Origin of the sequence: Mesonia phycicola (assembly GCF_900141885.1) — a bacterium.
Classification (GTDB): Bacteria; Bacteroidota; Bacteroidia; order Flavobacteriales; family Flavobacteriaceae; genus Mesonia; species Mesonia phycicola.
Window position 1 is genome coordinate 219,947 of sequence record NZ_FQYY01000006.1, and the last position, 26,462, is coordinate 246,408.

The 26,462-nt window shown below is 31.7% G+C and carries 27 protein-coding genes; 9 read left to right on the forward strand and 18 right to left on the reverse strand.

Annotation, left to right across the window (positions count from 1 at the left end):
- Nucleotides 1-103: 103 nt before the first annotated feature.
- Nucleotides 104-523, forward strand: coding sequence for a nucleoside-diphosphate kinase (locus BUC03_RS10635; RefSeq protein ID WP_073151795.1), 420 nt, complete (start codon nucleotides 104-106; stop codon nucleotides 521-523).
- A gap of 72 nt (nucleotides 524-595) precedes the next feature.
- Here the strand turns inward: BUC03_RS10635 and BUC03_RS10640 are convergent, their stop codons facing one another.
- From BUC03_RS10640 to recF, 3 genes are read right to left on the reverse strand one after another with little or no spacing between them, the layout of a single operon-like run.
- Complete coding sequence (locus BUC03_RS10640) at nucleotides 596-889, reverse strand: DciA family protein (protein ID WP_073151612.1); 294 nt, start codon at nucleotides 887-889, stop codon at nucleotides 596-598.
- A complete protein-coding gene (locus tag BUC03_RS10645) occupies nucleotides 876-1,304 on the reverse strand; it encodes a hypothetical protein (protein WP_073151615.1) in 429 nt (142 codons plus the stop codon). The genes BUC03_RS10640 and BUC03_RS10645 overlap by 14 nt, the downstream gene beginning before the upstream one ends.
- Before the next feature lie 4 nt (nucleotides 1,305-1,308).
- Nucleotides 1,309-2,388 carry a DNA replication/repair protein RecF gene (recF, locus tag BUC03_RS10650; RefSeq protein ID WP_073151797.1) on the reverse strand — a complete coding sequence of 360 codons (1,080 nt, stop codon included), beginning with the start codon at nucleotides 2,386-2,388 and terminating at the stop codon, nucleotides 1,309-1,311.
- 148 nt (nucleotides 2,389-2,536) lie between these two features.
- On the opposite strand from recF, the gene BUC03_RS10655 reads away from it, so the two are divergent.
- The 7 genes from BUC03_RS10655 (at nucleotide 2,537) to BUC03_RS10685 (ending at nucleotide 8,767) form a co-directional block, all read left to right on the forward strand.
- The gene (locus BUC03_RS10655) at nucleotides 2,537-3,328 is read left to right on the forward strand and encodes a tetratricopeptide repeat protein (RefSeq protein ID WP_073151618.1); all 792 of its coding nucleotides are present in this window, start codon (nucleotides 2,537-2,539) and stop codon (nucleotides 3,326-3,328) included.
- A complete protein-coding gene (gene ribH, locus BUC03_RS10660) occupies nucleotides 3,328-3,834 on the forward strand; it encodes a 6,7-dimethyl-8-ribityllumazine synthase (protein WP_073151621.1) in 507 nt (168 codons plus the stop codon). Before BUC03_RS10655 ends, ribH begins: the two co-directional genes overlap by 1 nt.
- Before the next feature lie 88 nt (nucleotides 3,835-3,922).
- Nucleotides 3,923-4,210, forward strand: a complete 288-nt coding sequence (locus tag BUC03_RS10665) for a riboflavin synthase subunit beta (RefSeq protein ID WP_073151624.1) — start codon at nucleotides 3,923-3,925, stop codon at nucleotides 4,208-4,210.
- Complete coding sequence (mutL, locus tag BUC03_RS10670; protein ID WP_073151626.1) at nucleotides 4,210-6,087, forward strand: DNA mismatch repair endonuclease MutL; 1,878 nt, start codon at nucleotides 4,210-4,212, stop codon at nucleotides 6,085-6,087. The genes BUC03_RS10665 and mutL overlap by 1 nt, the downstream gene beginning before the upstream one ends.
- The gene (locus BUC03_RS10675; RefSeq protein WP_073151629.1) at nucleotides 6,088-6,840 is read left to right on the forward strand and encodes a rhomboid family intramembrane serine protease; all 753 of its coding nucleotides are present in this window, start codon (nucleotides 6,088-6,090) and stop codon (nucleotides 6,838-6,840) included.
- A gap of 1 nt (nucleotide 6,841) precedes the next feature.
- Nucleotides 6,842-7,732, forward strand: a complete 891-nt coding sequence (locus tag BUC03_RS10680; RefSeq protein WP_073151631.1) for a rhomboid family intramembrane serine protease — start codon at nucleotides 6,842-6,844, stop codon at nucleotides 7,730-7,732.
- Between the two features lie 12 nt (nucleotides 7,733-7,744).
- Nucleotides 7,745-8,767 carry an endonuclease/exonuclease/phosphatase family protein gene (locus tag BUC03_RS10685; RefSeq protein WP_073151634.1) on the forward strand — a complete coding sequence of 341 codons (1,023 nt, stop codon included), beginning with the start codon at nucleotides 7,745-7,747 and terminating at the stop codon, nucleotides 8,765-8,767.
- Nucleotides 8,768-8,778: 11 nt separating this feature from the next.
- On the opposite strand, the gene BUC03_RS10690 is transcribed toward BUC03_RS10685, so the two are convergent.
- The 7 genes from BUC03_RS10690 to BUC03_RS10720 form a co-directional block, all read right to left on the reverse strand.
- Nucleotides 8,779-9,411, reverse strand: coding sequence for a WbqC family protein (locus tag BUC03_RS10690; RefSeq protein ID WP_073151637.1), 633 nt, complete (start codon nucleotides 9,409-9,411; stop codon nucleotides 8,779-8,781).
- Nucleotides 9,412-9,414: 3 nt separating this feature from the next.
- Nucleotides 9,415-10,986: a signal peptidase I gene (lepB, locus tag BUC03_RS10695; RefSeq protein WP_073151640.1), complete on the reverse strand. Its 1,572-nt coding sequence runs from the start codon at nucleotides 10,984-10,986 to the stop codon at nucleotides 9,415-9,417.
- 51 nt (nucleotides 10,987-11,037) lie between these two features.
- A complete protein-coding gene (gene dapB, locus BUC03_RS10700) occupies nucleotides 11,038-11,748 on the reverse strand; it encodes a 4-hydroxy-tetrahydrodipicolinate reductase (RefSeq protein ID WP_073151642.1) in 711 nt (236 codons plus the stop codon).
- Nucleotides 11,749-11,750: 2 nt separating this feature from the next.
- Complete coding sequence (locus tag BUC03_RS10705; RefSeq protein WP_073151645.1) at nucleotides 11,751-12,332, reverse strand: DUF5683 domain-containing protein; 582 nt, start codon at nucleotides 12,330-12,332, stop codon at nucleotides 11,751-11,753.
- Nucleotides 12,322-13,230 (reverse strand): ParB/RepB/Spo0J family partition protein, encoded by a 909-nt coding sequence (locus BUC03_RS10710; RefSeq protein ID WP_073151648.1) that lies wholly within the window; start codon nucleotides 13,228-13,230, stop codon nucleotides 12,322-12,324. The genes BUC03_RS10705 and BUC03_RS10710 overlap by 11 nt, the downstream gene beginning before the upstream one ends.
- A gap of 6 nt (nucleotides 13,231-13,236) precedes the next feature.
- Nucleotides 13,237-14,001 (reverse strand): ParA family protein, encoded by a 765-nt coding sequence (locus BUC03_RS10715; RefSeq protein WP_073151651.1) that lies wholly within the window; start codon nucleotides 13,999-14,001, stop codon nucleotides 13,237-13,239.
- A 100-nt stretch (nucleotides 14,002-14,101) separates the two neighbouring features.
- The gene (locus BUC03_RS10720) at nucleotides 14,102-14,983 is read right to left on the reverse strand and encodes an SDR family oxidoreductase (protein WP_073151654.1); all 882 of its coding nucleotides are present in this window, start codon (nucleotides 14,981-14,983) and stop codon (nucleotides 14,102-14,104) included.
- A gap of 144 nt (nucleotides 14,984-15,127) precedes the next feature.
- Here BUC03_RS10720 and BUC03_RS10725 point away from each other — a divergent pair, with 144 nt between their 5' ends.
- On the forward strand, nucleotides 15,128-16,000 hold the full coding sequence (locus BUC03_RS10725; protein ID WP_073151657.1) for a retropepsin-like aspartic protease: 873 nt from the start codon (nucleotides 15,128-15,130) through the stop codon (nucleotides 15,998-16,000).
- A 47-nt stretch (nucleotides 16,001-16,047) separates the two neighbouring features.
- Here the strand turns inward: BUC03_RS10725 and scpA are convergent, their stop codons facing one another.
- The 8 genes from scpA to BUC03_RS10765 all read right to left on the reverse strand — a co-directional run bounded on the left by scpA (nucleotide 16,048) and on the right by BUC03_RS10765 (nucleotide 26,400).
- Nucleotides 16,048-18,183: a methylmalonyl-CoA mutase gene (gene scpA / locus BUC03_RS10730; RefSeq protein WP_262493975.1), complete on the reverse strand. Its 2,136-nt coding sequence runs from the start codon at nucleotides 18,181-18,183 to the stop codon at nucleotides 16,048-16,050.
- Between the two features lie 53 nt (nucleotides 18,184-18,236).
- Nucleotides 18,237-19,613, reverse strand: a complete 1,377-nt coding sequence (locus BUC03_RS10735) for a methylmalonyl-CoA mutase subunit beta (RefSeq protein ID WP_317041168.1) — start codon at nucleotides 19,611-19,613, stop codon at nucleotides 18,237-18,239.
- On the reverse strand, nucleotides 19,614-19,937 hold the full coding sequence (locus BUC03_RS10740; RefSeq protein WP_073151663.1) for an FtsB family cell division protein: 324 nt from the start codon (nucleotides 19,935-19,937) through the stop codon (nucleotides 19,614-19,616).
- 18 nt (nucleotides 19,938-19,955) lie between these two features.
- Nucleotides 19,956-20,564 (reverse strand): uridine kinase, encoded by a 609-nt coding sequence (gene udk / locus BUC03_RS10745; RefSeq protein WP_073151666.1) that lies wholly within the window; start codon nucleotides 20,562-20,564, stop codon nucleotides 19,956-19,958.
- A 188-nt stretch (nucleotides 20,565-20,752) separates the two neighbouring features.
- Nucleotides 20,753-21,373, reverse strand: a complete 621-nt coding sequence (locus BUC03_RS10750; protein ID WP_073151669.1) for a hypothetical protein — start codon at nucleotides 21,371-21,373, stop codon at nucleotides 20,753-20,755.
- Nucleotides 21,374-21,529: 156 nt separating this feature from the next.
- Entirely contained in the window at nucleotides 21,530-22,126 is a 597-nt protein-coding gene (locus BUC03_RS10755) for an HD domain-containing protein (protein WP_073151671.1), read from the reverse strand.
- Nucleotides 22,127-22,230: 104 nt separating this feature from the next.
- The gene (locus BUC03_RS10760) at nucleotides 22,231-23,898 is read right to left on the reverse strand and encodes an efflux RND transporter periplasmic adaptor subunit (protein WP_073151674.1); all 1,668 of its coding nucleotides are present in this window, start codon (nucleotides 23,896-23,898) and stop codon (nucleotides 22,231-22,233) included.
- 6 nt (nucleotides 23,899-23,904) lie between these two features.
- Nucleotides 23,905-26,400 carry a heavy metal translocating P-type ATPase gene (locus tag BUC03_RS10765; protein WP_073151677.1) on the reverse strand — a complete coding sequence of 832 codons (2,496 nt, stop codon included), beginning with the start codon at nucleotides 26,398-26,400 and terminating at the stop codon, nucleotides 23,905-23,907.
- Between the last annotated feature and the right edge of the window lie 62 nt (nucleotides 26,401-26,462).

Below are 26,462 nucleotides of genomic sequence, written 5' to 3' on the forward strand. Positions count from 1 at the left end.
AATTTTTCTGCTTTTAATTTTATTGCTACTTTATTAAAAGTCTAGAAATTTAGGTATTATGAAGGATTTGATTATTTTTGCAGCAAATTTTAAAAAAAATACGATGGCAGCAAATAGAACATTCACAATGATTAAGCCAGATGGGGTTGAAAACGGCCACATAGGAGCAATCTTAGATCAAATTACAGCTTCAGGCTTTAGAATTGTAGCAATGAAACTTACGCAAATGACAACAAGAGATGCAGAAGCATTTTACGCAGTTCATAAAGAGCGTCCGTTTTTTGGAGAATTAGTAGAATTTATGACTCGCGGACCTATTGTAGCTGCTATTCTTGAAAAAGATAATGCAGTAGAAGATTTTAGAACCTTAATTGGTGCTACTAACCCTGAAGAGGCTGCAGAAGGTACTATTAGAAAGAAATTTGCAACTTCTATTGGAGAAAATGCTGTTCACGGAAGTGATAGCGATGAGAATGCACAAATTGAAGGTGCTTTTCATTTTGCAGGTAGAGAGCAATTCTAAACCATACATAACTGTTTATAAAAAAACCATTAGCATTTGCTAATGGTTTTTTTTTGCTTGTAATTAATGAAATTATCTGAGTATGAGTTTGGTAATTAGTTTTTTGCCTAATTCTTCGTTCATCATTTTAATAATTTTGTCTTTACCGTAGCTTAACTCTTCTCTTAATACAGAAGAAGTTAATTCAATATAAAGAGTATCGTTATTAAGTTTTATAGAAGAGGTATACTTATTAATAGCGGGGCCCATTTGTGCTTGCCATATTTCTTTTACATTGACTTTATCTAAACCTTTTTGTAGTTTATTTTTATCAACAAAATTTTTAAGTACATCACTTATAGTTTGGTTTTCATTATTTCGTGCCATCTAAATATCCGTTAAATCGTTGGTAGGTATAAGTTATTCCTCTATTATTTTTTACTATAAATTCATTTTCATTCAGCTTTAGTAAAGTCTCTGTCCACTCATCTAATTCTGTTTGGTAGTGAAAAACCCAAGACTCTCCTTGTTGGGAGATAGTGAAATTTTCAGCATCATTGGTAGCTTTGTAACCGCCTTCTAAAGAAGGTTGTACTTTTTTTCTAATACCATTTAAGTTTTTAACCTCTATAAAATCTACCATTTCATTAAATTTAAAAACTATTTCTTTTCCATTTTCTTGTTTTACTTCTTTAATTTCCCAATACCCATTTAAATTTTTTAAGTCTTCCTTTTTGGTAGTGCTACAACTAAAGCAAAAAGTAACTAAGAAAAGAATTAAAACCGTTTTTTTTATGTTCATAAACTTATAATTTAATTATTTTGTATTGACTTGCATTTGCTTTTACCACATTTTCAGTTCTTTCTGCATGGGTGTCACTTATAAAAAGCTGTCCTAAGTCATCTTTAGTAACCAGGTCTACAATTTGTGCAACTCTATTTTCATCTAACTTATCAAAAACATCATCTAACAACAAAATAGGGTTTACCTTACTTTGTTCTTTCATAAAATCATATTGAGCTAGTTTTAAAGCTATTAAATAAGATTTTTGTTGGCCTTGAGATCCAAATTTTTTAACAGGATGCCCGTTAATTTTAAACGTAAGATCATCTTTATGCACCCCAACGCTAGTGTATTGTACTGCCATATCTTTTTGCAGGCTTTTGTCAAGTAAAGTAGATAAATTATCTTCAGTAAGTTGACTTTTATAACTAATACTAACCTTTTCTTTAGAGTTGCTTATACTTTTATATCTTTCTTTAAAAATAGGCGTGAAAGTTTTTAAAAACTCATTTCTTGTTTCGTGAATTTTGGTTCCCATACTATTCATTTGCTCATTATAAATAGAAAGGGTTGCGCTATCAAAAGTATGGTTGGCCGCAAAGTATTTTAGTAGTGAATTACGCTGAGATAGTGTTTTATTATACTTAACAAGTAAATCTAAATATACTTTATCGTTTTGAGAGATAATACTATCTATAAATTTTCTTCTAGTTTCACTCCCTTCTACAATTAAATCTCTATCTGCTGGTGAAATAATTACTACGGGTATTAAGCCAATGTGTTCACTAAATTTCTCGTATGCTTTAGCATTGCGCTTAATTACTTTTTTATTTCCTTTTTTAACGCTGACTACAATTTTTTCAGTCCTTTCTAATTTTTCAAACTCACCATCAATAACAAAATAATCTGCGTGATGATTTATATTTTGAGAAGAAACAGGATTAAAATAACTTTTACCATAAGCTAAATGATAAATACTATCTAAAATGTTTGTTTTTCCAACCCCATTATAGCCAACTAGGCAATTTATTTTTTCATCAAAATCAAAATTAACAGTTTCAAAATTTTTGTAATTAAGTAAAGATAATTTTTTTAAGTGCATAAAACGCTGGTATACAGTAATTTTGTAATTTGTAGATTTTTTTGAGAATACTTCAATATAATGATGCAAAGTATTGAAAAATAACAAAAAAAATCTCTTTTATATATAAATAAAAATTTTATTTTTGCGCATCAATTAAGATAATTTTATGGCAACATATAAGAAAAGAGGCTACAAGCCGAAACCTGAAAAGGAGAACGAAGAAATAGGAGAAGAAGAAAATGGATATGTAGAAGGTGAATCTACTACTCAAGAAGTTTTTGACAACCTAGATGAAGGTGCAAATAAAACAGAAGAGTGGATTGCTGAAAACCAAAAACCTATTTTAGTAGTTATAGCAGCTGTAGTAGTTGTTGCTTTGGGTTACTTGGGGTATCAAAAATTTATTGATGAGCCAAAACAAGGAGAAGCAGCTAACGAAATAGCACAATCTCAAATTTATTTTGAAAACGCTCTAGATGCTTCTGGTAAAGCTCAAGATTCTTTATACAATTTAGCTTTAACAGGTGGAGCAGGTAAATTTGGTTTCTTAGATATTATTGAAAACTACGGAAATAGTGATGCTGCTAATTTAGCTAATTACTATGCAGGTATGTCTTACCTTAATACAGGTAAATATGACAAAGCGGTAGAGTATTTAGAAAATTTTTCTAGTGAAGACGAAATTTTAGCACCATTAGCTAAAGGAGCTATAGGAGATGCTTTCATGCAATTAGAGCAACCAAAAGAAGCTTTAGGTTATTATGAAGAAGCAGCTAAAATGAGAACAAACGATTTTACATCTCCTAAATTTTTATTAAAAGCAGCCATCACTGCTTTAGAGTTAGGAGAGGGATCTAAAGCTGAAGGTTACTTAATGACTATTCAAGATGAATATGCAGAAGCACCAGAAGCAGATAAAATAGCAGTTTACTTAGGGCAAGCAAAAGCACTTAAATAATGGCAACAGCAGGTAAAAACTTATCCGCTTACGATAAAAATACAATCCCAAACGCGAAAGATTTTCGGTTTGGGATTGTTGTTTCTGAGTGGAATGATGATATAACAGAAAACCTTTTTCAAGGAGCGTTTGATGTTTTGTTAGAAAACGGAGTTTTAAAAGAAAACATTGTAAGATGGAACGTTCCTGGTAGTTTTGAGCTTATCTACGGATGTAAAAAAATGCAAGAGTCTTTTGAGATGTTAGATGCAATTATAGCTGTAGGTAATGTAATACAAGGAGAAACAAAACATTTTGATTTTGTTTGTGAAGGTGTTACTCAGGGAATTAAAGATTTAAATATACAGTCTGATATACCTGTAATATTTTGCGTACTTACAGATAATGTAAAACAACAATCTATTGACAGAAGTGGAGGTAAACACGGTAATAAAGGAGCAGAAGCAGGTATTGCCGCTATTAAAATGGCGCAGTTACGTAAAGATGCTAAGTTCTATAAAAATTAAAAAAAACTTCTTACATACTGTTAACAAATTATGCCGCTTTAGAGCGGCATTGTTTTTGATTTTAGTAACTTTGAAATAAGCTAAAGTTATGGGAATTTTAAAGACAAGAAAGAATAAACAATTCAATTACAATCCTCGTTATTTTGATGATAAAGGAGAGGGTAATCCCTATAAAATAGAATCTAAATTTGATAAATACAGAAAAACCGTTGGTGATAGTCAAGGGTTTGTTTCTAGGTTTAAAAATGCTTTTGCAGAATTAAAAGACAAGTCTGATAGAGATTCTAACAGAAGAATAATTTATATAGTGGCTATTTTAATTTTAGTATTCTTATTTATTATAGACTTTGATTTATCAATTTTCTTCCAAAATTAATGGCAGATATTATTCAATTACTTCCAGATCATGTAGCTAATCAAATTGCTGCGGGAGAGGTCGTTCAACGTCCTGCATCCGTAGTGAAAGAATTGCTTGAAAATGCAATTGATGCAGATGCTACTTCTATACAATTATTAATTAAAGAGGCAGGTAAAACACTTATTCAAGTTTCAGATAATGGAAAAGGAATGAGTGAAACAGATGCGCGTTTATCTTTTGAGCGTCATGCTACTTCTAAAATTAAATTAGCAGAAGATCTTTTTCAATTAAAAACAAAAGGGTTTAGAGGGGAGGCTTTAGCTTCTATTGCAGCTATTGCTCATGTAGACTTAAAATCTAAGCAAGAAGATACAGAAGTAGGTACAGAGATTAAGATAAATGGAACCAAAGTAGAGTTACAACAACCTTGTGTGACCCCAAAGGGAACTGTGGTAAGTGTAAAAAATTTATTTTTTAATATTCCTGCTAGAAGAAATTTTTTAAAGTCTGATGCGGTAGAATTACGCCATATTATAGATGAATTTCAACGTGTAGCGCTAGCGCACCCTCAAATAGCTTTTTCATTACACCATAATGGCAATGAGTTATTTCAACTACCATCTTCTAATCACAGGCAACGAATAGTAAATGTGTTTGGCGGGAAAACCAATGAAAAATTGGTGCCGGTAGAAGAAGAAACAGAGATTTTAAAAGTAGATGGTTTTGTAGGAAAACCAGAATTTGCTAAAAGAACAAAGGGAGAGCAGTTTTTCTTTGTAAATGATCGTTTTATTAAAAGTCCTTATCTAAATCATGCAGTTACTGCTGCTTTTGAAGGCTTATTAAAAGATAAAACCTATCCTTCTTATTTTCTGTATTTAACTATAGATCCTAAGCGAATAGATATCAATATTCATCCTACTAAAACAGAAATTAAGTTTGATGATGAACACGCACTCTATGCAATTTTAAGAAGTGCTATAAAACATAGTTTGGGGCAGTTTAATGTAGCTCCAGTTTTAGATTTTGATAGAGATGCTAATTTAGATACTCCATATAATTATAGTGGTAAGCAAGCAACAAGTCCTGTAATTGAAGTAGATAGAAGTTTTAATCCGTTTGAAAGTGAATCTAAATTTACTTCTAAATCCTCTGGAGGAAATGCAAAAAGTAATTACCAATCTTCTTCCTATGCTAAAAAGAATGAAGGTTCTTGGGAAGCTTTATATACTGCTTCAGGCTTAAATTCTGAGCATGAGTCTAACTTTAGTAACGTAGAGTTTGAGAGTGAAGAAGTGACAGGTAGTTTGTTTGATGATGATAAAAAAACGGAGTCTGGAAATACTTTTCAGCTTCAAAAAAAATTTATTATCAGTTCTTTAAAAAGTGGTTTACTGGTGATAGATCAGCATAGGGCGCATACCAGAATTTTATATGAAGATCTTTTAAAAAGTATAACGGTAAAAGCGGCAATTAGTCAGCAATTATTATTTCCGTTAGTACTTCAATTTTCTCAGCAAGAAACCGCTATGTTAAAGGAGTTGAAAGACTCTTTAGTACAAACAGGTTTTGTTTTTGAACGTATAGACACCCATGAAGTTGAAATAAAAGGAATACCTAATTTAATTTCAGAAAGTGAAGTTTCTATACTTTTAGATCAATTATTGTCAGATTTTGAAAATGAAATACCAGAAAGTGGCTTTACACAAACTGACTTATTGGCAAAATCTTTAGCAAAAAGTATGGCTATTAAAACAGGCGCGGTTTTAGATAAGGTAGAACAGATTGCAATTGTTAATGGTCTTTTTGCTTGTAAAGAGCCAAACGTGACTCCTTCTAATAGAAGAGTGTTTACTACTTTATCTGCAGACGATCTTGAAAAAAAATTCATGTAAATGGGTAGAATAACAGAAACAGTAAAAGTACTTTTAATAGCTAATATTTTATTTTTTGTTGGAAGCCAAATTTCAGGAGATTATACCCTGAAGATTTTAGCACTTTGGTTTCCTGAGAATGATAATTTTGGCGTTTGGCAGTTGGTGACACATATGTTTATGCATGGGGGAGTTTCTCATATTGTATTTAATATGTTTGCTTTGTATATGTTTGGTAGCGTTTTAGAACAAGCTATTGGTAAAAATAGATTTATTTTTCTTTATTTTTCTTCTGGTTTAGCTGCGGCTGGTTTGCAAATTCTTTTTAGTTATTTAGATTTTAATCCTGGTTTTCAAGCCTGTATTGACGCAGGTATAGATCCTGCTACGGTTTATCAATCTTTAGAAAAAGCAGTACAAACAAATCAATACCAATTTTTTTCTGGGGTGTCTCAAGAAATGGTGGTTCAAATGACAGATGCTTATGTTACACCAATGGTGGGAGCATCTGGAGCAATATTTGGTGTTTTAGCAGCGTTTGCTGTAGTATATCCTAATTTGCCATTGTATATTATGTTTATCCCTATTCCTATAAAAGCAAAGTACTTGATAGGAGGTTACTTTTTGTTAAATGTTTATTCTGCAGTAACAGGAATGACCCTTTTAGGTCCGTCTAACACAGCATATTGGGCGCATATTGGAGGGGCGGTAATAGGATTTGTAACTATGTGGTATTGGCAAAAAAATCAATTTAACCAAAATCGTTGGAATTAACATGAATTGGAGAGATCAATTACAATATAAATACAACATGGCTGGCGTAGTTGAAAAACTTATCGCTGTCAATGTGCTTGTGTTTATCGTTATATTTCTTCTAAAAGCAATTGCTTTTTTATTCAATTTTCCGGATGTTATTACTACTTGGCTTGTTTTTCCTAAAGAAATAGGAGAGTTTATTTATAAGCCTTGGACGCTTATTACTTATGCTTTTATGCATAGTGGAATATGGCATATTTTATCTAATATGCTAATTCTTTATTTTGCAGGTAGAATGTTTCTAACGTTTTTCTCTCCTAAGCGTTTATTGAATTATTACTTTTTAGGAGCTATTGCAGGTGCGTTACTGTATATGCTTAGTTATAATATTTTTCCAGCGTTTACCAATGCGGGTAATTCTTATTTATTAGGTGCCTCTGCAGCGGTAATGGCAGTATTGTTAGGGGTGACTACACAAGCGCCTAACATGCAAGTAAGATTAATGATTATTGGAAATATAAAATTATGGTGGATAGCTGCTTTTTTTGTGATTTCAGATATTGTACAAATGCCATTTAATAACCCTGGTGGTCACCTAGCGCATATAGGTGGCGCTTTATTAGGTTTTTTATATACTTCTCAATTACAAAAAGGGACAGATATTGGTTCTTGGTTTGAAAAGTTGGTAGATAGTCTAGTTTCGTTATTTTCTAAAAAAGAAAAAACTCCATTTAAGAAGGTTTATAAAAATAGAAGCAATACTGCTACACAAAAAACTACAAGTAGCTTTTCTAATTCTGCAGAAAAGCAAAAACAAATAGATAGTATTCTAGATAAAATAAGCAAAAGCGGTTACGAAAGTTTGAGTAAAGCTGAAAAAGATTTTTTATTTAATGCCGGCAAAGATTAACTTTGATAGTCTATGAAGCCATTAAATATTTTTAACAAACTTATTTTCTTTATAAATTCACTGTTTGCAACAGCGCTTTTATTAGCTTATTTATTACCATATATCCCACCAAGTACTTTTCCGTTTTTATCTGTACTTAGTTTAGGTATGCCTATATTATTGGTTATTAATATTGTCTTTTTAATTTATTGGGTAATAAAGCTAAAAAAACAATTTTTACTATCTACTTTAGTATTATTACTTGGCTTTAATCATATTTTATCTCTTTATAGAATAGAAGCAGATAAGTATGAAAAACAACCAGAAGATATTAAACTATTAAGTTATAATGTAAGACAATTTAATAGGTATAATTGGATTGAAGGAGATACAGTAACCAATCAAATTATACATTTTATTGAAAATGAAAAACCTGATATTGTATGTCTGCAAGAATACCACAAAAGAAATGATATTAAGTTTAATGGTTTTAAATATAAGTATGAGGTAATTACTAATGAAGGTGAACGTTTTGGGCAAGCTATTTATACCAATTACCCTGTAATAAATAAAGGCTCGTTAGAGTTTGAAGATTCTAATAATAACGCTATATACTTAGATGTTTTAGTAAATAAAGATACTATTAGAGTAATTAATATTCATTTAGAAAGCTTAAAAATTATACCTAAGGTTACCGAGTTTCAAGAAGAAAAAAGAGAAAAACTAGTAAGTAGAATGGGTAACTCTTTTAAAAAACAAGAAGCACAAGTAAAACAGATTTTAGAAAATTTAAAAGATTGTTCGTACAAGTCTGTTATTAGTGGAGATATGAATAATAGTGCTTTTTCTTACGTTTATAGAAAATTGGCGCAAGATCATTTAGATGCGTTTAAAGAAAAAGGCAAATCTTTTGGTAAAACTTTTGATTTTGATTTTATTCCTTTGAGAATAGATGCTATTTTGGTAGATGAAGCAATGAAGGTAAAAGAATTTAAAAACTTTCCAGAGGTTAAATATTCAGATCACTATCCTATCACTTGTACTTTTTCACTTTAGAAGAAGCTTACTTACTCTAAATTTTGATTTTCTAAATAGTTTAAGCTATTTGGTCCTTCGTTAAACAGTAAATCTAAAATAGAGAGGTTGGGTAAAAAGCCGTGTTTCTCTTCAAATACTTGGGTGTAATTTTCAAGTAAAGGTTTTTTTAGCCCCTTTGCATTAATCAATTTACGTTGGTCTGTAATCTCCTTTGGTAAATCTTCTGTAAAATATTCTGTTGTTTTTTGGTGCGGTATATCTATTTGTAGACAATCTACAGTTGCTTGAAAGCAAGCATAATTAAAATCTAAAAGAAAATTATACTCTTTTTGGTAAAGTTGAATTAATTCATCTTCGTAAAACTCAAAAAACGGAGAAGTTCTATAAGCAGCCTCTAAAGAGCGCCAATGTATGGTTTGCCAGTTAAACTGCTGCTCTATTTTTACATCTTTATATTTCTGTTTTTTTTCTTTGTTACCTGTATGTTTTATAGGTATGTTTAATAACAAAGAGCCATTTGCGCCATAAATATATTGACGTGTTCTGTAAGTTTGTTTTTGGTAATTATCTTCATTCTCAAAAAGAATTTCTTCTGCTTGTGCAATATGGCAAAATTGAAAAATAGTTCCAAAATAAGCAGGATGTAGTAAAACCGTTTTCATGTTTTAGCTATTCTTTTTTCTTTTTCTGAAAAAATTAAAACCAATAACTATTACTAAACCAATTAAAAAATAGTAGAAATAAGAAACAGGTTTGCCGTTACCGCCTACGGTAGTAAACAATCTTTCCCAACGTATTTTATTAAAAAAGCCGTCACCGTTACTATCCCAACTCATCCAAATAAATACAGGCTTACCTACCACGTGGTTTTCTGGCACATATCCCCAAAAGCGACTATCTTCACTATTATGGCGGTTATCTCCCATCATAAAGTAGTAGTTCTGTTTAAAGGTGTATTCTGTAATCTGTTTTCCGTTAAGAAGAACTTTGGTTCCGTTTACAGAAATTTTATTGTCAATACCCATTTCTTTTCCTTCATAAACTTCAATAATACGTTTGTAAAACGGAAGTGAAGCAGGAGTGATGGCTACTGTTTTACCTTGCTCCGGAATATAGATACCACCAATTTGATCGTGATTCCAATTCATTCTTGGAGAAGGAAAAATTCTAGGGTCTGTTTTACCTGCAGGGTCTATAATTTTTGTTATAGAAGCTACATTCGGGTGATTTTTAAATTTCTGTATAGCTTCTTCAGACAAAGAGATAAACCTATATTGTCTTTCTGCTTGATTATACCAAGCCACACCATCTGTAATACCGTAGCGTTGTGCTAAATTTTTTAAATCAAAACCTTGACCTTTACCTTGTACAATGTAAGAGTATTGAGGTTTAGCTCTCTCTGGTAACACCAATGGTTCATTGTTAATATAGATTTTTCCGTCAACAATTTTTAAAGAATCTCCTGGTATACCAACAGCTCTTTTTACGTAGTTAGATTTTTTATCTATAGGTTTTTGGTAATGTTTACCGGAACGGTCAAAAAACTTTCTAACTGTATCTACAGGCCAGTTAAAAACCACAATATCATTACGTTCTATTTTTTCAAACCCTGGAAATCTAAAATAAGGAAGCTCTGGCCAATTAGTATAAGATTTTATACCTAAAACAGGTATTGTATCATGTACCATTGGAAAAGAAACCGTAGTTTTTGGAGCTCTTGCTCCGTAATGAAACTTACTTACAAATAAAAAATCACCTACTAATAACGTTTTTTCTAAAGATGAAGTAGGTATAGTAAATGGCTGTATAAAATACGTATGCACAATAGTAGCGGCAACTACAGCAAATAAAATAGAACTTACCCATTCACCAACTTCTGTTCTAGGTTTTAAACTTCTTTCTTCAATATAAGAAACTTCTTGGGTGTAGTTAATATAGTACAAATAGAAACCTAAAGTTAATATAGTAAGCCAAGTATCTAATTTAGTGTGTTTACCAAAACTTCTAGCAGTTTCTACCCAAATTACAGGAAACATAATTAGGTTAACAATAGGTATAAATAGTAAGATAGTCCACCACCAAGGTCTATTGATGATTTTCATGAGAACTACTGCGTTATAAATAGGAATAATAGCTTCCCAAGCCTGTCTTCCTGCTTTTTTATAAAGCTTCCAAGTACCTGCCGCATGAATTACTTGAACTACTAAAAAAAATATAAACCACTGAGTAAACGTCATTTCTTGTATTGTTTATTTTATAAGTACGTATAAAAAGATTTTTGTTACAGATTATAAATCTAAAACATCTTTCATAGTAAATACTCCATTTTTATTTTTAATCCATTCTGAAGCAATTACGGCACCTAAAGCAAAACCTTCTCTAGAGTGTGCGGTATGCTTTATTTCAATTTCATCAATTTCTGAAGAATATTTAATAGTGTGGGTACCTGGTACTTCATCTTCTCTTTTAGCAACCACAGGGATTGTTTTAGAATCTACCTTCTCTTGGTTTTCTATAAGTTTCCAGTCTGTTTTGCTAGTGTTTTCTAGAATACCTTTGGTTAAAGTGATAGCTGTACCGCTAGGTTTGTCTAATTTTTTAGTGTGATGTATTTCTTCTACTTCTACATCATACTCGTTAAACTTGCTCATCATTTTTGCAAGTTTATTATTTAATTCAAAAAATAAATTAACTCCTAAACTAAAATTAGATCCGTAGATAAAAGCAGCGTTATTAGCTTTACAGATAGAAACTGCTTCGTCGTATTTTTCTAACCAACCAGTTGTACCACATATTACAGGTACATTTTCTTTAAAACAAGTAGTAATATTGTTAAAAGCCGCTGTTGGAATACTAAAATCTATGGCAACTTCTGCTTTTTTAAGTTCGGTAATATTTATAGGTTCTGAAGTTTTGTAAACTATTTCGTGACCTCTTTCAATAGCAATTCGTTCAATGGTCTTTCCCATTCTTCCGTATCCTAAAATTGCAATTTTCATATTTAAAATTTTATATTTAGAGACAAGCCAAAATTTGCTTCTCCAGTGAATTGGTTATAATCAAAACTTGGGTTTAATGTAAGATCGTTGCTTACATTAAATTGTTGTAAATGCGCATCTACATTGGCATCTACTATATTTAAAATGTAAATAGCTGCTGTTACTAAGAGAGTAAGTTCTTTATTACTCTGAAATTGTTCTTGTGCATCTATTAAACTATCATCACTTAACAGATCTTGAAACTCATCATCATTATAACCTGCTAATCTTCTTTTATACGCATCTCTATAACGGTGGTATTGATCGTTATTATAAATGTAAATAGCCACACTTGTACCAATAGCACCATATACTATAGGTAATTTCCAATAGCGTTTATTATAAATTTGACCTAAACCAGGAAATATAGCAGAATAAAACGCAGCTTTTGCAGGCGCTAGAGGGTTATACTCTTTAAAATCACCTTGATTTTCATTTACTTGAGCAATATTATCTGTACGAAATGCTAAAGTATCTTTTTCTTGAGCACTTAATTGAAAGATAGAAAAAGTAATGAATAGAACAATTATGATTTTATGCTTCACCTTCTATGAGTTTTTGTAGACGTTTAAAGTCTTCTTCAGAAGAAAACGGAATAATTAGTTTTCCATTGCCTTTTTTGCTAACTTTTACATCAACTTTTGCTCCAAAATATTCTGAGAAATTTTTTAATGACGAATTAATTTCTGAAGGTATACTTGGTGTTGTATTTTTTTTATTGACAGATGCTTTGCCATTTTTTTGATAAGATCTTACCAGTTGTTCTGTATCTCTTACAGATAAAGATGCCTGAATTATTTTTTCGTAAATATTTAATTGTACATCTGGGTCTTCAACATTAATAAGAGCTCTACCGTGCCCCATAGATAAGAAGCCGTCACGCATACCTGTTTGAATAATAGGATCTAATTTTAGCAACCTAAGGTAATTGGCAATAGTAGATCTATTTTTACCAATACGCTCACTCATTTGTTCTTGAGTTAAATCTATTTCGTCTATTAAACGTTGGTAAGAAAGTGCAATTTCTATAGGGTCTAAATCTTGACGTTGTATATTTTCTACTAACGCCATTTCTAGAGACTCTTGATCGTTAGCTATTCTTATGTAAGCAGGTACAGTTTTTAAACCTACTATTTTAGAAGCTCTATAACGACGCTCACCAGATACTAATTGGTATTTGTTAAAATCTATTTTTCTAACAGTTATGGGCTGAATTACACCTAGCTCTTTAATAGAAGTAGCTAATTCTTTTAAAGCATCTTCATTAAAGCTTGTTCTTGGCTGAAAAGGGTTAACCTCAATAGCTTCTAGCTCTAATTCTACAATATTGCCTACCACTTTATCTGCATTTTTATCTTTTGCAGATTTAATGTCATTATCTGGATCTTTTAATAATGCAGAGAGACCACGACCTAGTGCTTGCTTTTTTGTTGCCTTCGCCATATATGCTTAACTATTTTTCTTTATAATTTCTTCAGCTAAACTCAAGTAATTATTAGCACCCTTACTACTAGCATCATAATTAATAATACTTTCACCATAACTAGGGGCTTCACTTAGTCTAACGTTACGTTGAATAATGGTTTTGAATACCATTTCTTCAAAATGCTTTGTAACTTCATCTACTACTTGATTAGATAATCTAAGGCGAGAATCGTACATGGTTAATAATAAACCTTCTATATCTAAATTAGCATTGTGAATTTTTTGAACGCTTTTTATGGTGTTAAGTAATTTACCTAAACCTTCTAAAGCAAAGTATTCACATTGAATAGGGATAATAACAGAGTCTGCTGCGGTTAATGCATTAAGAGTAAGTAAACCTAAAGAAGGAGCACAATCTATCAAAATATAGTCATACTTTTCTTTTAGATGTACTATCGCTTTTTTAAGCATAGATTCTCTCTGTTCTTGATCTACTAATTCAATTTCTATAGCTACTAAGTCTATATGAGCAGGAATTATATCTAAATTTGGAGAATCTGTAGCAATTATAGCATCATCTGCTTTTAGCGTATGTTCTAAAAGTTGATATGTGCCAGCTTCTACAGTTTCTACATCTATCCCTAAACCAGAACTTGCATTTGCTTGCGGATCTGCGTCTATTAATAGTACTTTTTTCTCTAATACACCTAGCGCTGCAGCTAAGTTAACAGAGGTAGTGGTTTTACCAACTCCTCCTTTTTGATTAGCAATTGCAATGATTTTACCCATCAAGAATTTTTAGATTTAGATGGTAAAAATACAATTTATTATACCAATTAAAAATGCTAAAAGAAATTACTTATAGTTGTTTTTTAACAATGGGTAATAATTACTTGTTTTTCTTTTTTCTAATCATTTCTTCTAACATGTCCCACATTTCAGATGGTATGTCTTCTAGTAGATTAAATTGACCTGCGCCTTTAAGCCACTCACCTCCATCTATGGTGATAACTTCCCCATTAACGTATGCAGAAAAATCTGAAACTAAATAGGCTGCTAAGTTGGCAAGTTCTTGGTGTTCTCCCACACGTTTTAATGGTACTTTTTGTGCTAAATCAAACTTTTCTTTTAAATTACCAGGCAATAATCTGTCCCAAGCACCTTTGGTAGGGAATGGTCCTGGTGCTACGGCATTAAACCTAATTCCGTATTTAGCCCATTCTACAGCTAAAGAACGCGTCATTGCTAAAACTCCTGCTTTTGCTGTTGCAGATGGTACTACGTATGCAGAACCCGTCCAGGCGTAGGTTGTAACAATATTTAAAACTGTTTTATTGGTTTCTTTTTGGTCTATCCAATGTTTACCAAATGCTAAGGTGCAATTTTTACTTCCTTTTAAAACAATATCTATAATAGTGTCAAATGCATTGGCAGAAAGTCTTTCTGTTGGTGATATAAAATTACCAGCAGCATTGTTTAAAAGTATATCTACGCTTCCCATTTGTTTAATGGCCTCGTCTCTCATTTGCTTTACTTCTTCATAAAGTCTTACATCACATTGAATAGCAAAACATTTACCACCTGTTTCTTCTTCTAGTTCTTTAACGGTAGTTTGTAGCTTTTCTAAATTTCTACTAGTTATAGCAACTTGCGCTCCTAGTTCTAAGAAGTATTTAGTCATTGCTTTACCTAAACCACTACCACCACCAGTTACTACAATATTTTTATTTTTAAGTGCGTCGTCACGCAACATTTTAGCTTGAAAATTCATGGATCTTAGTTTTTTTTAAATATACTTTCTTTTTCAGAAAAAATAAGACGTATAAATGAAAAATTATCAGTGAATAGCAATAGCATCTCAGCTTTGTTTAGTAACAAGTAGTGTATGTAATCGTTGTAATAATAAAGCGTATCTATGAAAAATTTATTATTTACTATTTTCTTTACTTCTTTCGTAGTTTTTTCACAAGAAAGAAAAGAGCCAGTAATTATTCCATTTCAATTAACTCCTAACGGACATATATTGATAAATGCTAAAGTGAATGGGGTAGAAGGGAAGTTTATTTTTGATACTGGAGCAGGGATGAATCTTTTAATAAAAAAGTTTGCAGATAAAATTTCAGATTTAGAAAAAACACACCACTTTCATACAGGGCATCGTGCAACAGGAGAAGAGATTATGAGTGATATATGGAATTCTAAACTTATTGAGATTTCAGATTTTAAATTTAAAAAAGACGTATGTGCAGTTTATGATTTAGATTTTCCTATAGATGGATTAATCTCTCTAACTCCATTTGTAAATACCCCTTTAACAATAGATTTTAAGAAAAAACAATTGGTGGTAGAGACTGCTGAATCTGTAAATAAAAGAGTAGCAGCAGCAGATTTTGAAATGCCTATTAAAGTACATTATGATAAAGGGATAACTGTAGCGATTGCTACAAATGTAACCTTGAACGACCAGCTTTCTTTATTAGTGAATTTAGATAGTGGTGCGGGTTCTGGAGTTTTTAGATTTAATGCTCGTTATTTAGAAAGTCTTGCAATTGACACTCTAAGTACAGAGGTACAAGTTAGAGCAAGTATGTTTAAACCAGAGCATAGTAATAAGTTTTACTTTACTAAGTTGAATAAATTGAGTACTGCTAAAAACCAAACAGAAATAAATAATGTGAAGGCTCAGTTTATTACAGGTTTAATTCACGAAGGTATTATGGGAATTGATTGGATAGGAGAAATTATCACTATAGATCTGCAAGGGCAAAGATTGGTTGTACAGAAATAAGATAACTTCCTCTATAATTTAAATATAGAGGAAGGTGATTACTTTTTTTATTCTACAGAATCAATTAAAATTTCTAAAATTTGAATAGCAGCATCGCTAATTTTAGTTCCTGGACCAAAAACAGCAACAGCACCTGCATCAAACAAGTATTGATAATCTGCAGAAGGGATAACACCACCTACAATTACCATAATATCTTCTCGTCCATAATTTTTTAGCTCTTCAATTACTTGAGGTACTAAAGTTTTATGTCCAGCTGCAAGAGATGAAACCCCTAAGATATGTACATCATTTTCTACCGCTTGTTTAGCCGCTTCTTTTGGTGTTTGAAACAACGGACCAATATCTACATCAAAACCAACATCGGCATAACCTGTAGCTACTACTTTTGCACCACGATCGTGACCATCTTGCCCCATTTTAGCAATCATAATTCTTGGCCTTCTTCCTTCTAATTCAGCAAATTGATTTGCTAATTCTTGTGCTTTTTTAAACGATTTGTCATCTTTAATTTCTTTACTATACACACCGCTAAAAGATTTGGTTTGTGCTTTATGTCTGCCATAAATTTTTTCTAAAGCTATACTAATTTCACCAATACTGGCTCTAGCTTTAGCAGCATTAACGGCTAGTTCTAATAAATTATCAGTTTTATTTTTGGCAGCTTTAGTTAATTTATTTAATGCTTCTTCAACTTTTTCATTATTTCTACTAGATTTAATTTCTTCCAACCTAGCAATTTGTTGCTTACGTACGGTTTGGTTATCTACCTCAAGCGTAACAATAGGGTCTTCTTTTTCTCTTCGGTATTTGTTAACACCTACAATTACATCTTGGTTACTGTCTATTCTAGCTTGTTTTCTAGCTGCAGCTTCTTCAATTCTAAGTTTTGGGATTCCTTTTTCTATAGCTTTGGTCATTCCGCCCAATTCTTCAACCTCTTCAATTAGTTTCCAAGCTTTTTGCGCAATTTCATCAGTTAATTTTTCAACGTAATAGCTACCAGCCCAAGGGTCTACTGTTTTGGTGATATCTGTTTCGTCTTGTAAATATAGTTGTGTGTTTCTAGCAATTCTAGCAGAAAAATCTGTTGGTAAAGCAATAGCTTCATCTAAAGCATTTGTGTGTAAACTTTGCGTACCTCCAAATGCAGCAGCAGAAGCTTCAATACAAGTTCTAGCTACGTTATTAAAAGGATCTTGCTCTGTTAAGCTCCAACCGCTAGTTTGGCAATGAGTTCTTAATGAAAGTGATTTTTGGTTTTTTGGGTTAAATTGCTTTACCAATTTTGCCCATAACATTCTGCCTGCACGCATTTTAGCAATTTCCATAAAATGATTCATTCCAATAGCCCAGAAAAAAGAAAGGCGAGGGGCAAAGCTATCTATATCCATCCCGGCAGCTAGACCTTTTCTTATATATTCTAATCCGTCAGCTAGTGTGTATGCTAGTTCAATATCACAAGTGGCACCAGCTTCTTGCATATGATATCCAGAAATACTAATGCTATTAAAACGAGGCATTTTGTTGGAAGTATATTCAAAAATATCTGAGATAATTTTCATGGATGGGCTAGGTGGGTAAATGTATGTATTACGCACCATAAACTCTTTAAGGATATCGTTTTGAATGGTTCCTGATAGTTGTTCTGGTTTTACACCTTGCTCTTCTGCAGCAACAATATAAAATGCCATGATAGGTAAAACTGCTCCGTTCATGGTCATAGAAACTGACATTTTATCAAGCGGTATTTGATCAAAAAGAATTTTCATGTCTTCTACCGAGTCTATGGCAACTCCTGCTTTACCAACATCTCCCACCACACGTTCGTGATCACTATCATAACCACGATGTGTTGCTAAATCAAAAGCTACAGAAAGTCCTTTTTGTCCTGCGGCTAAATTTCTTCTGTAAAAAGCATTACTTTCTTCTGCGGTAGAAAACCCAGCGTATTGCCTAATTGTCCAAGGTCTACGTACATACATAGTAGAGTAAGGGCCACGTAAAAAAGGAGAAATTCCTGCTGCAAAATTTAGATGTTCTAAATCTTTTGTGTCTTCTGCAGAATAAAACTTTTTTAGTTTAATTTTTTCTGCGGTAGAAAAAGTTTCTGAAGAAGAAGTTTTATTGTCTGAATTTTGAAGTTGTATATGTTGAACGTCTTTTCTTGACATGTTCTTGATTTGTTTTAGAGTTTTACATCAACCTAAATTTATTTTAGGTTCTCATTCTACTATTATTCTTTTTTTAAACGCTCTTGTTCATTTTTCTCTGCAAGTCTTTTTTGAATAATAGGGATAATCAATGTTTTTCTACTTTCTTTTAAAAGAAAAGGGTCTTTCTCTAAATCACCTTTCATTTTATCTTCCATATTTTGATACTTATTAGTACCAACTAATATTTTTTCTACTTTATTAAACTGTGCTTCTTCTTTATTTGCTTGTTCTTTTATTTTTCTCTGAATGGTGCCTTCTATTAAAGAGGTGATCCAGCCGCCAGCTTTTTCTATATCTTTAAATATATCTAAAGCTTTTTCTGCTAATTGAGTTGTAATTTCTTCTATATAATAGCTTCCTTCGCTAGCATTTGCTACTTTATCAAAATAGCTTTCTTTTTTAAGAACTAGAAGCTGATTGCGGGCTATTCTTCTTCCAAAATCATTATCGTGGTGATAAATTTCATCGTAAGCAACATTGCAAACCCAATTTGCTCCTCCTAAAATAGCACTCATACTTTCTGTTGTGGTACGTAACATATTTACATTATAATCGTAAATAGTTTTATTACGTTTGGTAGGGTAGGCTAGAATATCTATCTCTTCTGAAATTTGATAAACTTTAGCCAAGCTAGCATATAATTGCCTTAATGCTTTTAGTTTAGCAATTTCAAAAAAGTAGTTAGAGCCTGTAGTAACTTTAAAAGTAGGTTTAAAGTTTTTTAATTGTTCTGGTGATTTTTTATTTAAATAGTTTAAATATTCGTTTACGTGTGACAACGCATAGGCTAGTTGCTGTACTATATTGGCACCAGCATTTTGGTAAATAGAAGTGTCTATACTAATTGTAGTAGAAACTATATTATTTAGCAGAATAAAGTTATCTAAAATTTTAAAATCTTCTTGTTGGTTAGAAAACCAATTTCCGGTTGCAGAAAGATGACCAACTATATCTATACTTACAGAAACTTGATGTTTCTTGTTTTTTAAAAATTCTCTAAGTTGTAGAGGAGTTTCTGGAGATAAAAATTGAAAATCGAGAAAAATGGGTGTTTTCTCTAAATCGATTTCGGTAAGTAGGTTTGATAAATTAATCTCAGAAGAGGGGATAATTAACCAAAGAGCTTCTGCTCCTTTTTTTAAACTTTCTAAAAGTTGTTGACTTGTAGTTTTTGAGTTTATTACAAATTGCTCTGTAATATACCAATTAGTAGGGTTTGCAGGAGCGTGATTTTTGGTGAAATTTTCTTGATGATAAAACGGTTTTACATCTATCCCTTCATCTGTATGAAAAATTAGACTTTCATAGGCTGCACCTTTCAAATCTACCTGAATTTTTTGTTTCCATTCTTTTTCAGAAACTTCAGTAAAATCTTCAAATAGTTTTTTAGTCATCATTTAATCTTTTTTTACGCTATCTTCATATTCAATAATAAATATTTCTTCATTTTCACGCTTCATATAATATTCTTCTCTAGCAAATTTTTCTAGTTCAGAAGAGTCATTTAAGCCTTCAATAATAGCTTTATCTTTTTTTATTTCTGTTTGGTAGTATTCTTTATTGTTTTGCAATTTGTTTAGATCTTGATTTAATTCTTCGTGAACTAACCAAGAGTTACTGTCTAAAAAAAGCATCCAAAAAGAGAATACTAGTAAAATAAGCACGTATTTATTGCTTATAATTTTAAACCAGCGTTTTTGCCGAAGTTTTTTTAGTGTCATTGTTACGAAGATACAAAATTAGTCTAAGCGTTCTCTAATAATTGTTTGTACAATATCTACTGCAACGGTATTGTATCTATTGTTTGGGATAATTATATCTGCAAATTCTTTAGAAGGTTCTATAAATTGCTGGTGCATTGGTTTTAAGGTGGTTTGGTAACGATTTAAAACTTCGTCTAAATCGCGGCCACGTTCTTTCATATCTCTTTTTAATCTTCTAATTAAACGCTCATCACTATCTGCGTGTACGTAAATCATGATATCAAAAAGTTCACGAAGCTCAGGGTTGGTAAGTATTAAAATACCTTCTACTAACATTACTTTTTTAGGGGGAGTTTCTATGGTTTCTCCTGTACGGTTATGGTCTGTAAAAGAGTATACTGGTTGCGGAATAGATTTACCTTCTTTTAATTGTTTAAGGTGTTTTACTAATAATTCAAAATCTATAGACTGCGGATGGTCAAAATTAATTTTAGTACGTTGATCGTAAGAAAGATCACTTGTATCTCTGTAATAAGAATCTTGAGAAATTACTGCTACTTCTTCATGCTGTAATTCATCTATAATGGTATTTACTACTGTTGTTTTACCACTTCCGGTTCCTCCAGCTATCCCTATAATAAGCATAATCTAATTTTTTTTGACAAAATTAACTAATATTTAAACTTATGAAATAGGATAAAGGTTTTGTTATCAACGATTTTTTAGTTGGTTTACATATTAGTAAAACAATATAGGTAGCCATTACCCAAAACTCTATTTTAGAGTTTACTTGTAATTTTAAACTAAAAATGAAAAGTTAGAAAAACAATAAATTAACCTAGAAGTCTTTTTTTCTGTCTAAATACAAACAATTTTAAGTGGTATAGAAAATAAGATTTTTCGTGTTCTTTAGCAGTATTGTGTCTTTTATTAAAACTATTTAAGGCAGACGTTAAATCTCCTTCTGCATTAATTGCATTCCAAAAATTTTCAAAATCTTCTTTAATATTTTCAAGGCGAATGGTAATGTGTTGCGGTTGGTGCTTTAAAAAAGAATGGATATTTGCAGTAACAGTGTCTACATAATCATAGCAAAGCTGAAGTTGCTCTTCTTTAGAAAGAGTTTCTGGAGGAGTCATTTTAATACCTCCTGCATAAGCATCTACCATACTTTTCTTTTTAAAGAAGCGCTTGTTATAACTCGATGCTGTTTTATCTCGATTTCTAACCAAATGCACATAGAAAACTTGCTTAGGAAAGTTTTTTTCTAATTCTCCCAAATGCCAACTTAAGCGATTATCAGCTTCAATATGGTTATCTGGATAATTAAAACGTTCTTGCCCTAATTTTTGAGATTGCGTTTCATGGCCACAAGTATAATTTGTTATGTACTTACAGGCTTCTACAAAACTAAAAGAACCACAACGTCCCGTACTTAAAACAAATATGCGCATTGAAAAATTGATTTTGATTTCAAAAATAGACAAAGAATTGATAGTAGAACTATTTTATACTTGTCACTTTTTCAACTTTTACAAAAAGCCATACTCTTTAAATAATAGTAAATGCTTTATTATTTGTAGTTAGTTATTTTATTGAGAAACGGATAACTAGTAAATTTCTGAAAACTGTTGTTTCAAAATTCTTAAATTGATTTCTTTTTGAGGCTGAAGTTCTTTTTTACCGTAAGAAGTAAAATATTTATGACGCTCTAAAAAGTCTATATTTAGTTTTACCCACTCTTTATTACTAAAGCACATTTTTAAGTGCTCACTCCATTCTTCTCTAAGAAGTTTATTTTTAGAGATAAAGTTTTTTTTCCCTAAGTGAGATAAATCTGCATCACAAATTACTTGCTCTAATAAATTAGTTGGTGTTTGTGGCATTTTGGTAGCTAAAATACATTTTACCACTTTTTCAATTTTAGAAGAATTAAAACCAATAGAAGTTAAATAGTCTGAAGCCTTGCGAGCGCTCATGTCTTCATGGTCTTTAAAACAATCAATATTACCAGTGTCATGAAACAAAGCTGCTAAAAGTACAATCTCTAGCTCTTCTTCATTTAAATTTGAGTATATGCCTATTTTCTTTGCAGAAGCAAAAACTTCATTAGTATGCTGGTTGTTATGAAAAGCAAGCTCATTACAGCGACTTTTTAATAGTAGCTGCGTGCAGTGTTTTTTTGTTTTTTCAAGTAAAGCATTCATAATTTATAAAAATTAAATAGTAGCTTTTACGGCATAGTTGTTTTTGCGATTATTTATATTAACTAAATTAATAAAAAAATATTGCTTTAATTATAAATTGACGTTTAATTAATTACATCTATCACACTTCCGCATTGTAACATAGAGTTACCGTAATACGGATTTTCAATTTTTTTACTCAAACTAATCCAAGTGGCTCCTTTATTATTATTGGTCATTGGGCATTTTTGTACATATAATTGCTGGGTAGATGCAATTTGTTTAGCCAACTGAATTATATTTTGTGAGAGAGTAATAAAATATTCTCTTTGTTTTACTATAGAAGAAGTATTGCGTATAAGAAGAAGGTTTTCTTGTAATTTTTGAAATTCTTGCTGAAGTTTTTCTTCTCCGGTAGAGATATTTTTTAATAATGCTAAAGTTTTTTGAGCAGATAGTTGTGCGGCAGTAGAATCTGTTTTTACCAAATTATTTTTTATAGATAAGTAGTTATCTACTATTTGATAAAACTTTCCTGTATTCTCTTCATTAATACTTAATAAATTATTTTCTGCAGTCATCATAGATTTTTTGCCTTGTAGTTGCGCCGCTGCATCTACAGTAAATGTTCCGTTAGTAACAATCTCGTCCCCTTTTTGTAAACCATGTAGAACTGCATAGGTATTGCCAGTTTCATTTCCTAATTGAATTTCACGCATTTCAAAAACAGGTAGGTTTTTATCTACCTTTAAGTAAACAGTAGAACGCTCTCCCGTCCACATCACTGCACTTTTAGGTACGCTAATTAGATTTTTTTTAGATACATTATCATTTTCTAAGTAACCTGTGATAAACATACCTGGTTTTAAAAGTTTATTTTTATTTTGAAGCTCTGCTCTAATTACAAGTGTTCTGGTAGTGGCATTTAAAACAGGATCTATAAAATTTATGGTAGTTTTAAATTCTTGAGTAGGGTAGGCATCTGCTTTTACAAGTATTGGTTGCCCTTTTTTAAATTGATACATCTCATTTTCATAAGCATCTAACTCTGCCCATACGGTAGACAGGTTAGAAACTTTAAAAATAGGTTTACCATCCATAATATGTGCTCCTTCAGTTACATCTATAGAAGTAACTACTCCAGCAACGTGTGAGTAAATGGTAATTTTAGTAAGTGGCTTTTTGCTTTGTTCTATTTTTTTTAATTGATTTTCATGAATACGCCAGTTTTTAAATTTATTACGTACCGCTTCATATAATCTAGGCTGATTTTTTTTGTTTTTATAGGCAGAAATTAATTCTTGCTGAGCAGCAACTAAATCTGGAGAATAAATAACCGCAACAGGTTGTCCCATTTTCACATATTCACCAAGAGAATTTACGTATAACTTTTCTATTCTACCATTAAAATGAGCAGGTTGGGTGGCAGTTTCTTCTTTATTTTCTGTGATTTTTCCTGAAAGAGTTACTTTATTGGCGGTAGAGGAAGATTGCCCAACTACTGTGGTCTCTATATTAGCAAGAGCCATAGCATTTTTAGAGAGTGAAAATTGATTTTCACTTAGTTCACTTCCATTTGTTTCTAACGGAATTAATTCCATTCCGCAGATTGGGCAATCACCAGGTTCTTCTCTTATAATTTGTGGGTGCATAGAGCACGTCCAAAGTTCATTTGTTTCTGCAGTAAGAGGTGTTTGTGTTTTTTCTAAATTTTTTTCAGAAGAATTAAAAAATAGATAGCCTAGAAAAACTCCTACAATTAACAATAAAATATATATCAAGTATTTTTTCATCTTGTTTTAAATATTAGCTCCACGTAATCTTAGAGCGTTGGTAATTACAGAAACAGAGCTAAAACTCATTGCTAAAGCTGCAATCATAGGAGATAATAAAATCCCGAAAAAAGGAAATAATATTCCTGCAGCAATAGGAACCCCAATACTATTGTAAATAAGGGCAAAAAATAAATTCTGTTTTATATTCTTAATTACTTTTTCACTTAAATGTATGGCTTTTACAATCCCTTGTAAGTCACCTTTTACTAAAGTAACTTCTGCACTTTCTATAGCAACATCTGTACCAGTACCCATAGCAATACCTATATTACTTTGAGCTAGAGCAGGAGCGTCATTAATACCATCACCAGCCATTGCTACTTTTTTACCTTCTGCTTGTAAACGTTTTACTTCTTCTTGTTTGGCACCAGGTAGCATACTTGCTTTAAAATGCAAAAGACCTACCTCTTTAGCTACTGCTGCGGCAGTTTGTTTATTATCTCCGGTAAGCATAACTACTTCAATATTTTTGCGTTGTAGTTCTTGTATTGCTTTTTTAGAGCTTTTTTTAATTGGGTCTCCAATAACTACATAACCCAAAACCTCTTTTGTATTAGCGAGATAAGAAACTGTTTTACCTTTTTCTTGTTGCTGAAGTATTTCTTGTTGTAAATCTTGAGATACATTAATAGAATGGTCTTCTATTAAACGTTTATTTCCTAAAAAGTACAATTCATTATCTATTTTGCCTTCTACACCTTTACCTGTAATTGCTTTAAAATCTTGTGTTTTTTGTAGTTTAATCTCTCTTTTTTTAGCATAATTGAGTGTTGCTTTTGCTAAAGGATGTTCACTGTATTGATTTAAAGAAGCAATGAGGTGAAGTGTTTTTTCTTCAGAATAATTTTTAGCAAAACCTATTTTTTCTACTTTAGGTTTTCCTTCTGTAAGTGTACCTGTTTTATCTACAATAAGTACATCTATTTGGTTAAGTTTCTCTAGCGCTTCTGCATTTTTAATTAGCACTCCGTTTTGTGCTCCTTTACCAATACCAACCATAACAGACATAGGTGTTGCTAGGCCTAAGGCACACGGACAAGCAATAATTAATACTGCAACTGCATTTACAAAACCAAAAACATACGCAGGTTCTGGTCCCCAAATGGCCCAAATAAAAAATGTAATGATAGAAATAATTACTACCACAGGTACAAAATAAGCAGATATTTTATCGGCTACTTTTTGAATAGGAGCCTGACTTCTGCTAGCTTTATTTACCATTTCTATTATTTGAGAAAGTAGTGTTTCTTTACCTACTTTTTCGGCTCTCATTACAAAACTTTGCTCGCCATTAATGGTACCAGCACTTACTGTGTCTCCTTCTATTTTTTCTGCAGGAATAGGTTCTCCTGTAATCATAGACTCATCTATACTACTAGAACCTTCTATAATTACTCCATCTACAGGGATTTTATCTCCTGGTTTTACACGTAATTTATCACTAACTTCAATTTGATTAACAGAAATTTTCTCTTCTAGATCTCCGTTAATTCGTGTAGCTTCATTAGGGCTTAGTTTTATTAGTTCTTTTACAGCAGAGTTAGTTTTACTGTGTGCACGAGCCTCCATTAATTGCCCTAATAAAACGAGGGTTAAAATTACCGTTGCTGCTTCAAAATAAACGTGAACCGTTCCGCTTTCGGTTTTAAATTGCGCGGGAAAAATATCAGGAAATAAAAGTGATACCACACTAAACAACCAAGCAACACTAGCCCCAATACCAATAAGGGTAAACATATTTAAATTCCAAGTGATAATGGATTTGTAGGCACGTTCAAAAAACATCCAAGTAGCATAAAAAATCACAGGAACAGATAATACTAACTGAATCCAATTCCAATACTTTAGATCTAAAATATTGTAAAGAGGATTGTTATTAAACATATCTGACATAGAGATGATAAATACCGGTAAGGTAAAAGCAACAGCTATCCAGAATTTTCTTTTTAATTGAGCATACGTTTTTTCTTCTGCAGAGAGGTCTGGTTTTTTAGGTACCAAATCCATCCCACACTTAGGGCAATCTCCTGGTTGGTCTTTTATAACCTCTGGGTGCATTGGGCAAGTATATTGCGTGTTGGTTGGTACAGTAGAAACTTCTTCTACCAAATCCATTCCGCATTTTGGGCAATCACCAGGTTGAGAGTAAGTTTTATCTCCCTCACAATGCATTGGGCAATAATAAACCCCTGTACCATTTTCTTGTTTTTTAAGAGAAGATGATTTTTTTTTAGGTTTAGGTTTTTGGTCTAGAGGATGAATGGAGTAACTACCGCCATCATTTTTTAAGGCTTCTTGAAATTTTTTTAACGGAATATGTTTTTCCATTTCAATTTCAGCTTGGGCTTTTTCTAGATTTACCTCTACGTTTTTAACTCCGTTAACTTTTGCTAAGGTTTGTTTTACGTGATTTTGGCAACCACCGCAAGACATTCCGTGTATATGATAGGTATATTTCATCTCAAATTATTTTATAAGCAAAGTTAAGCAGAGAATAAAGCAGAGCTTTACATAATTATAGG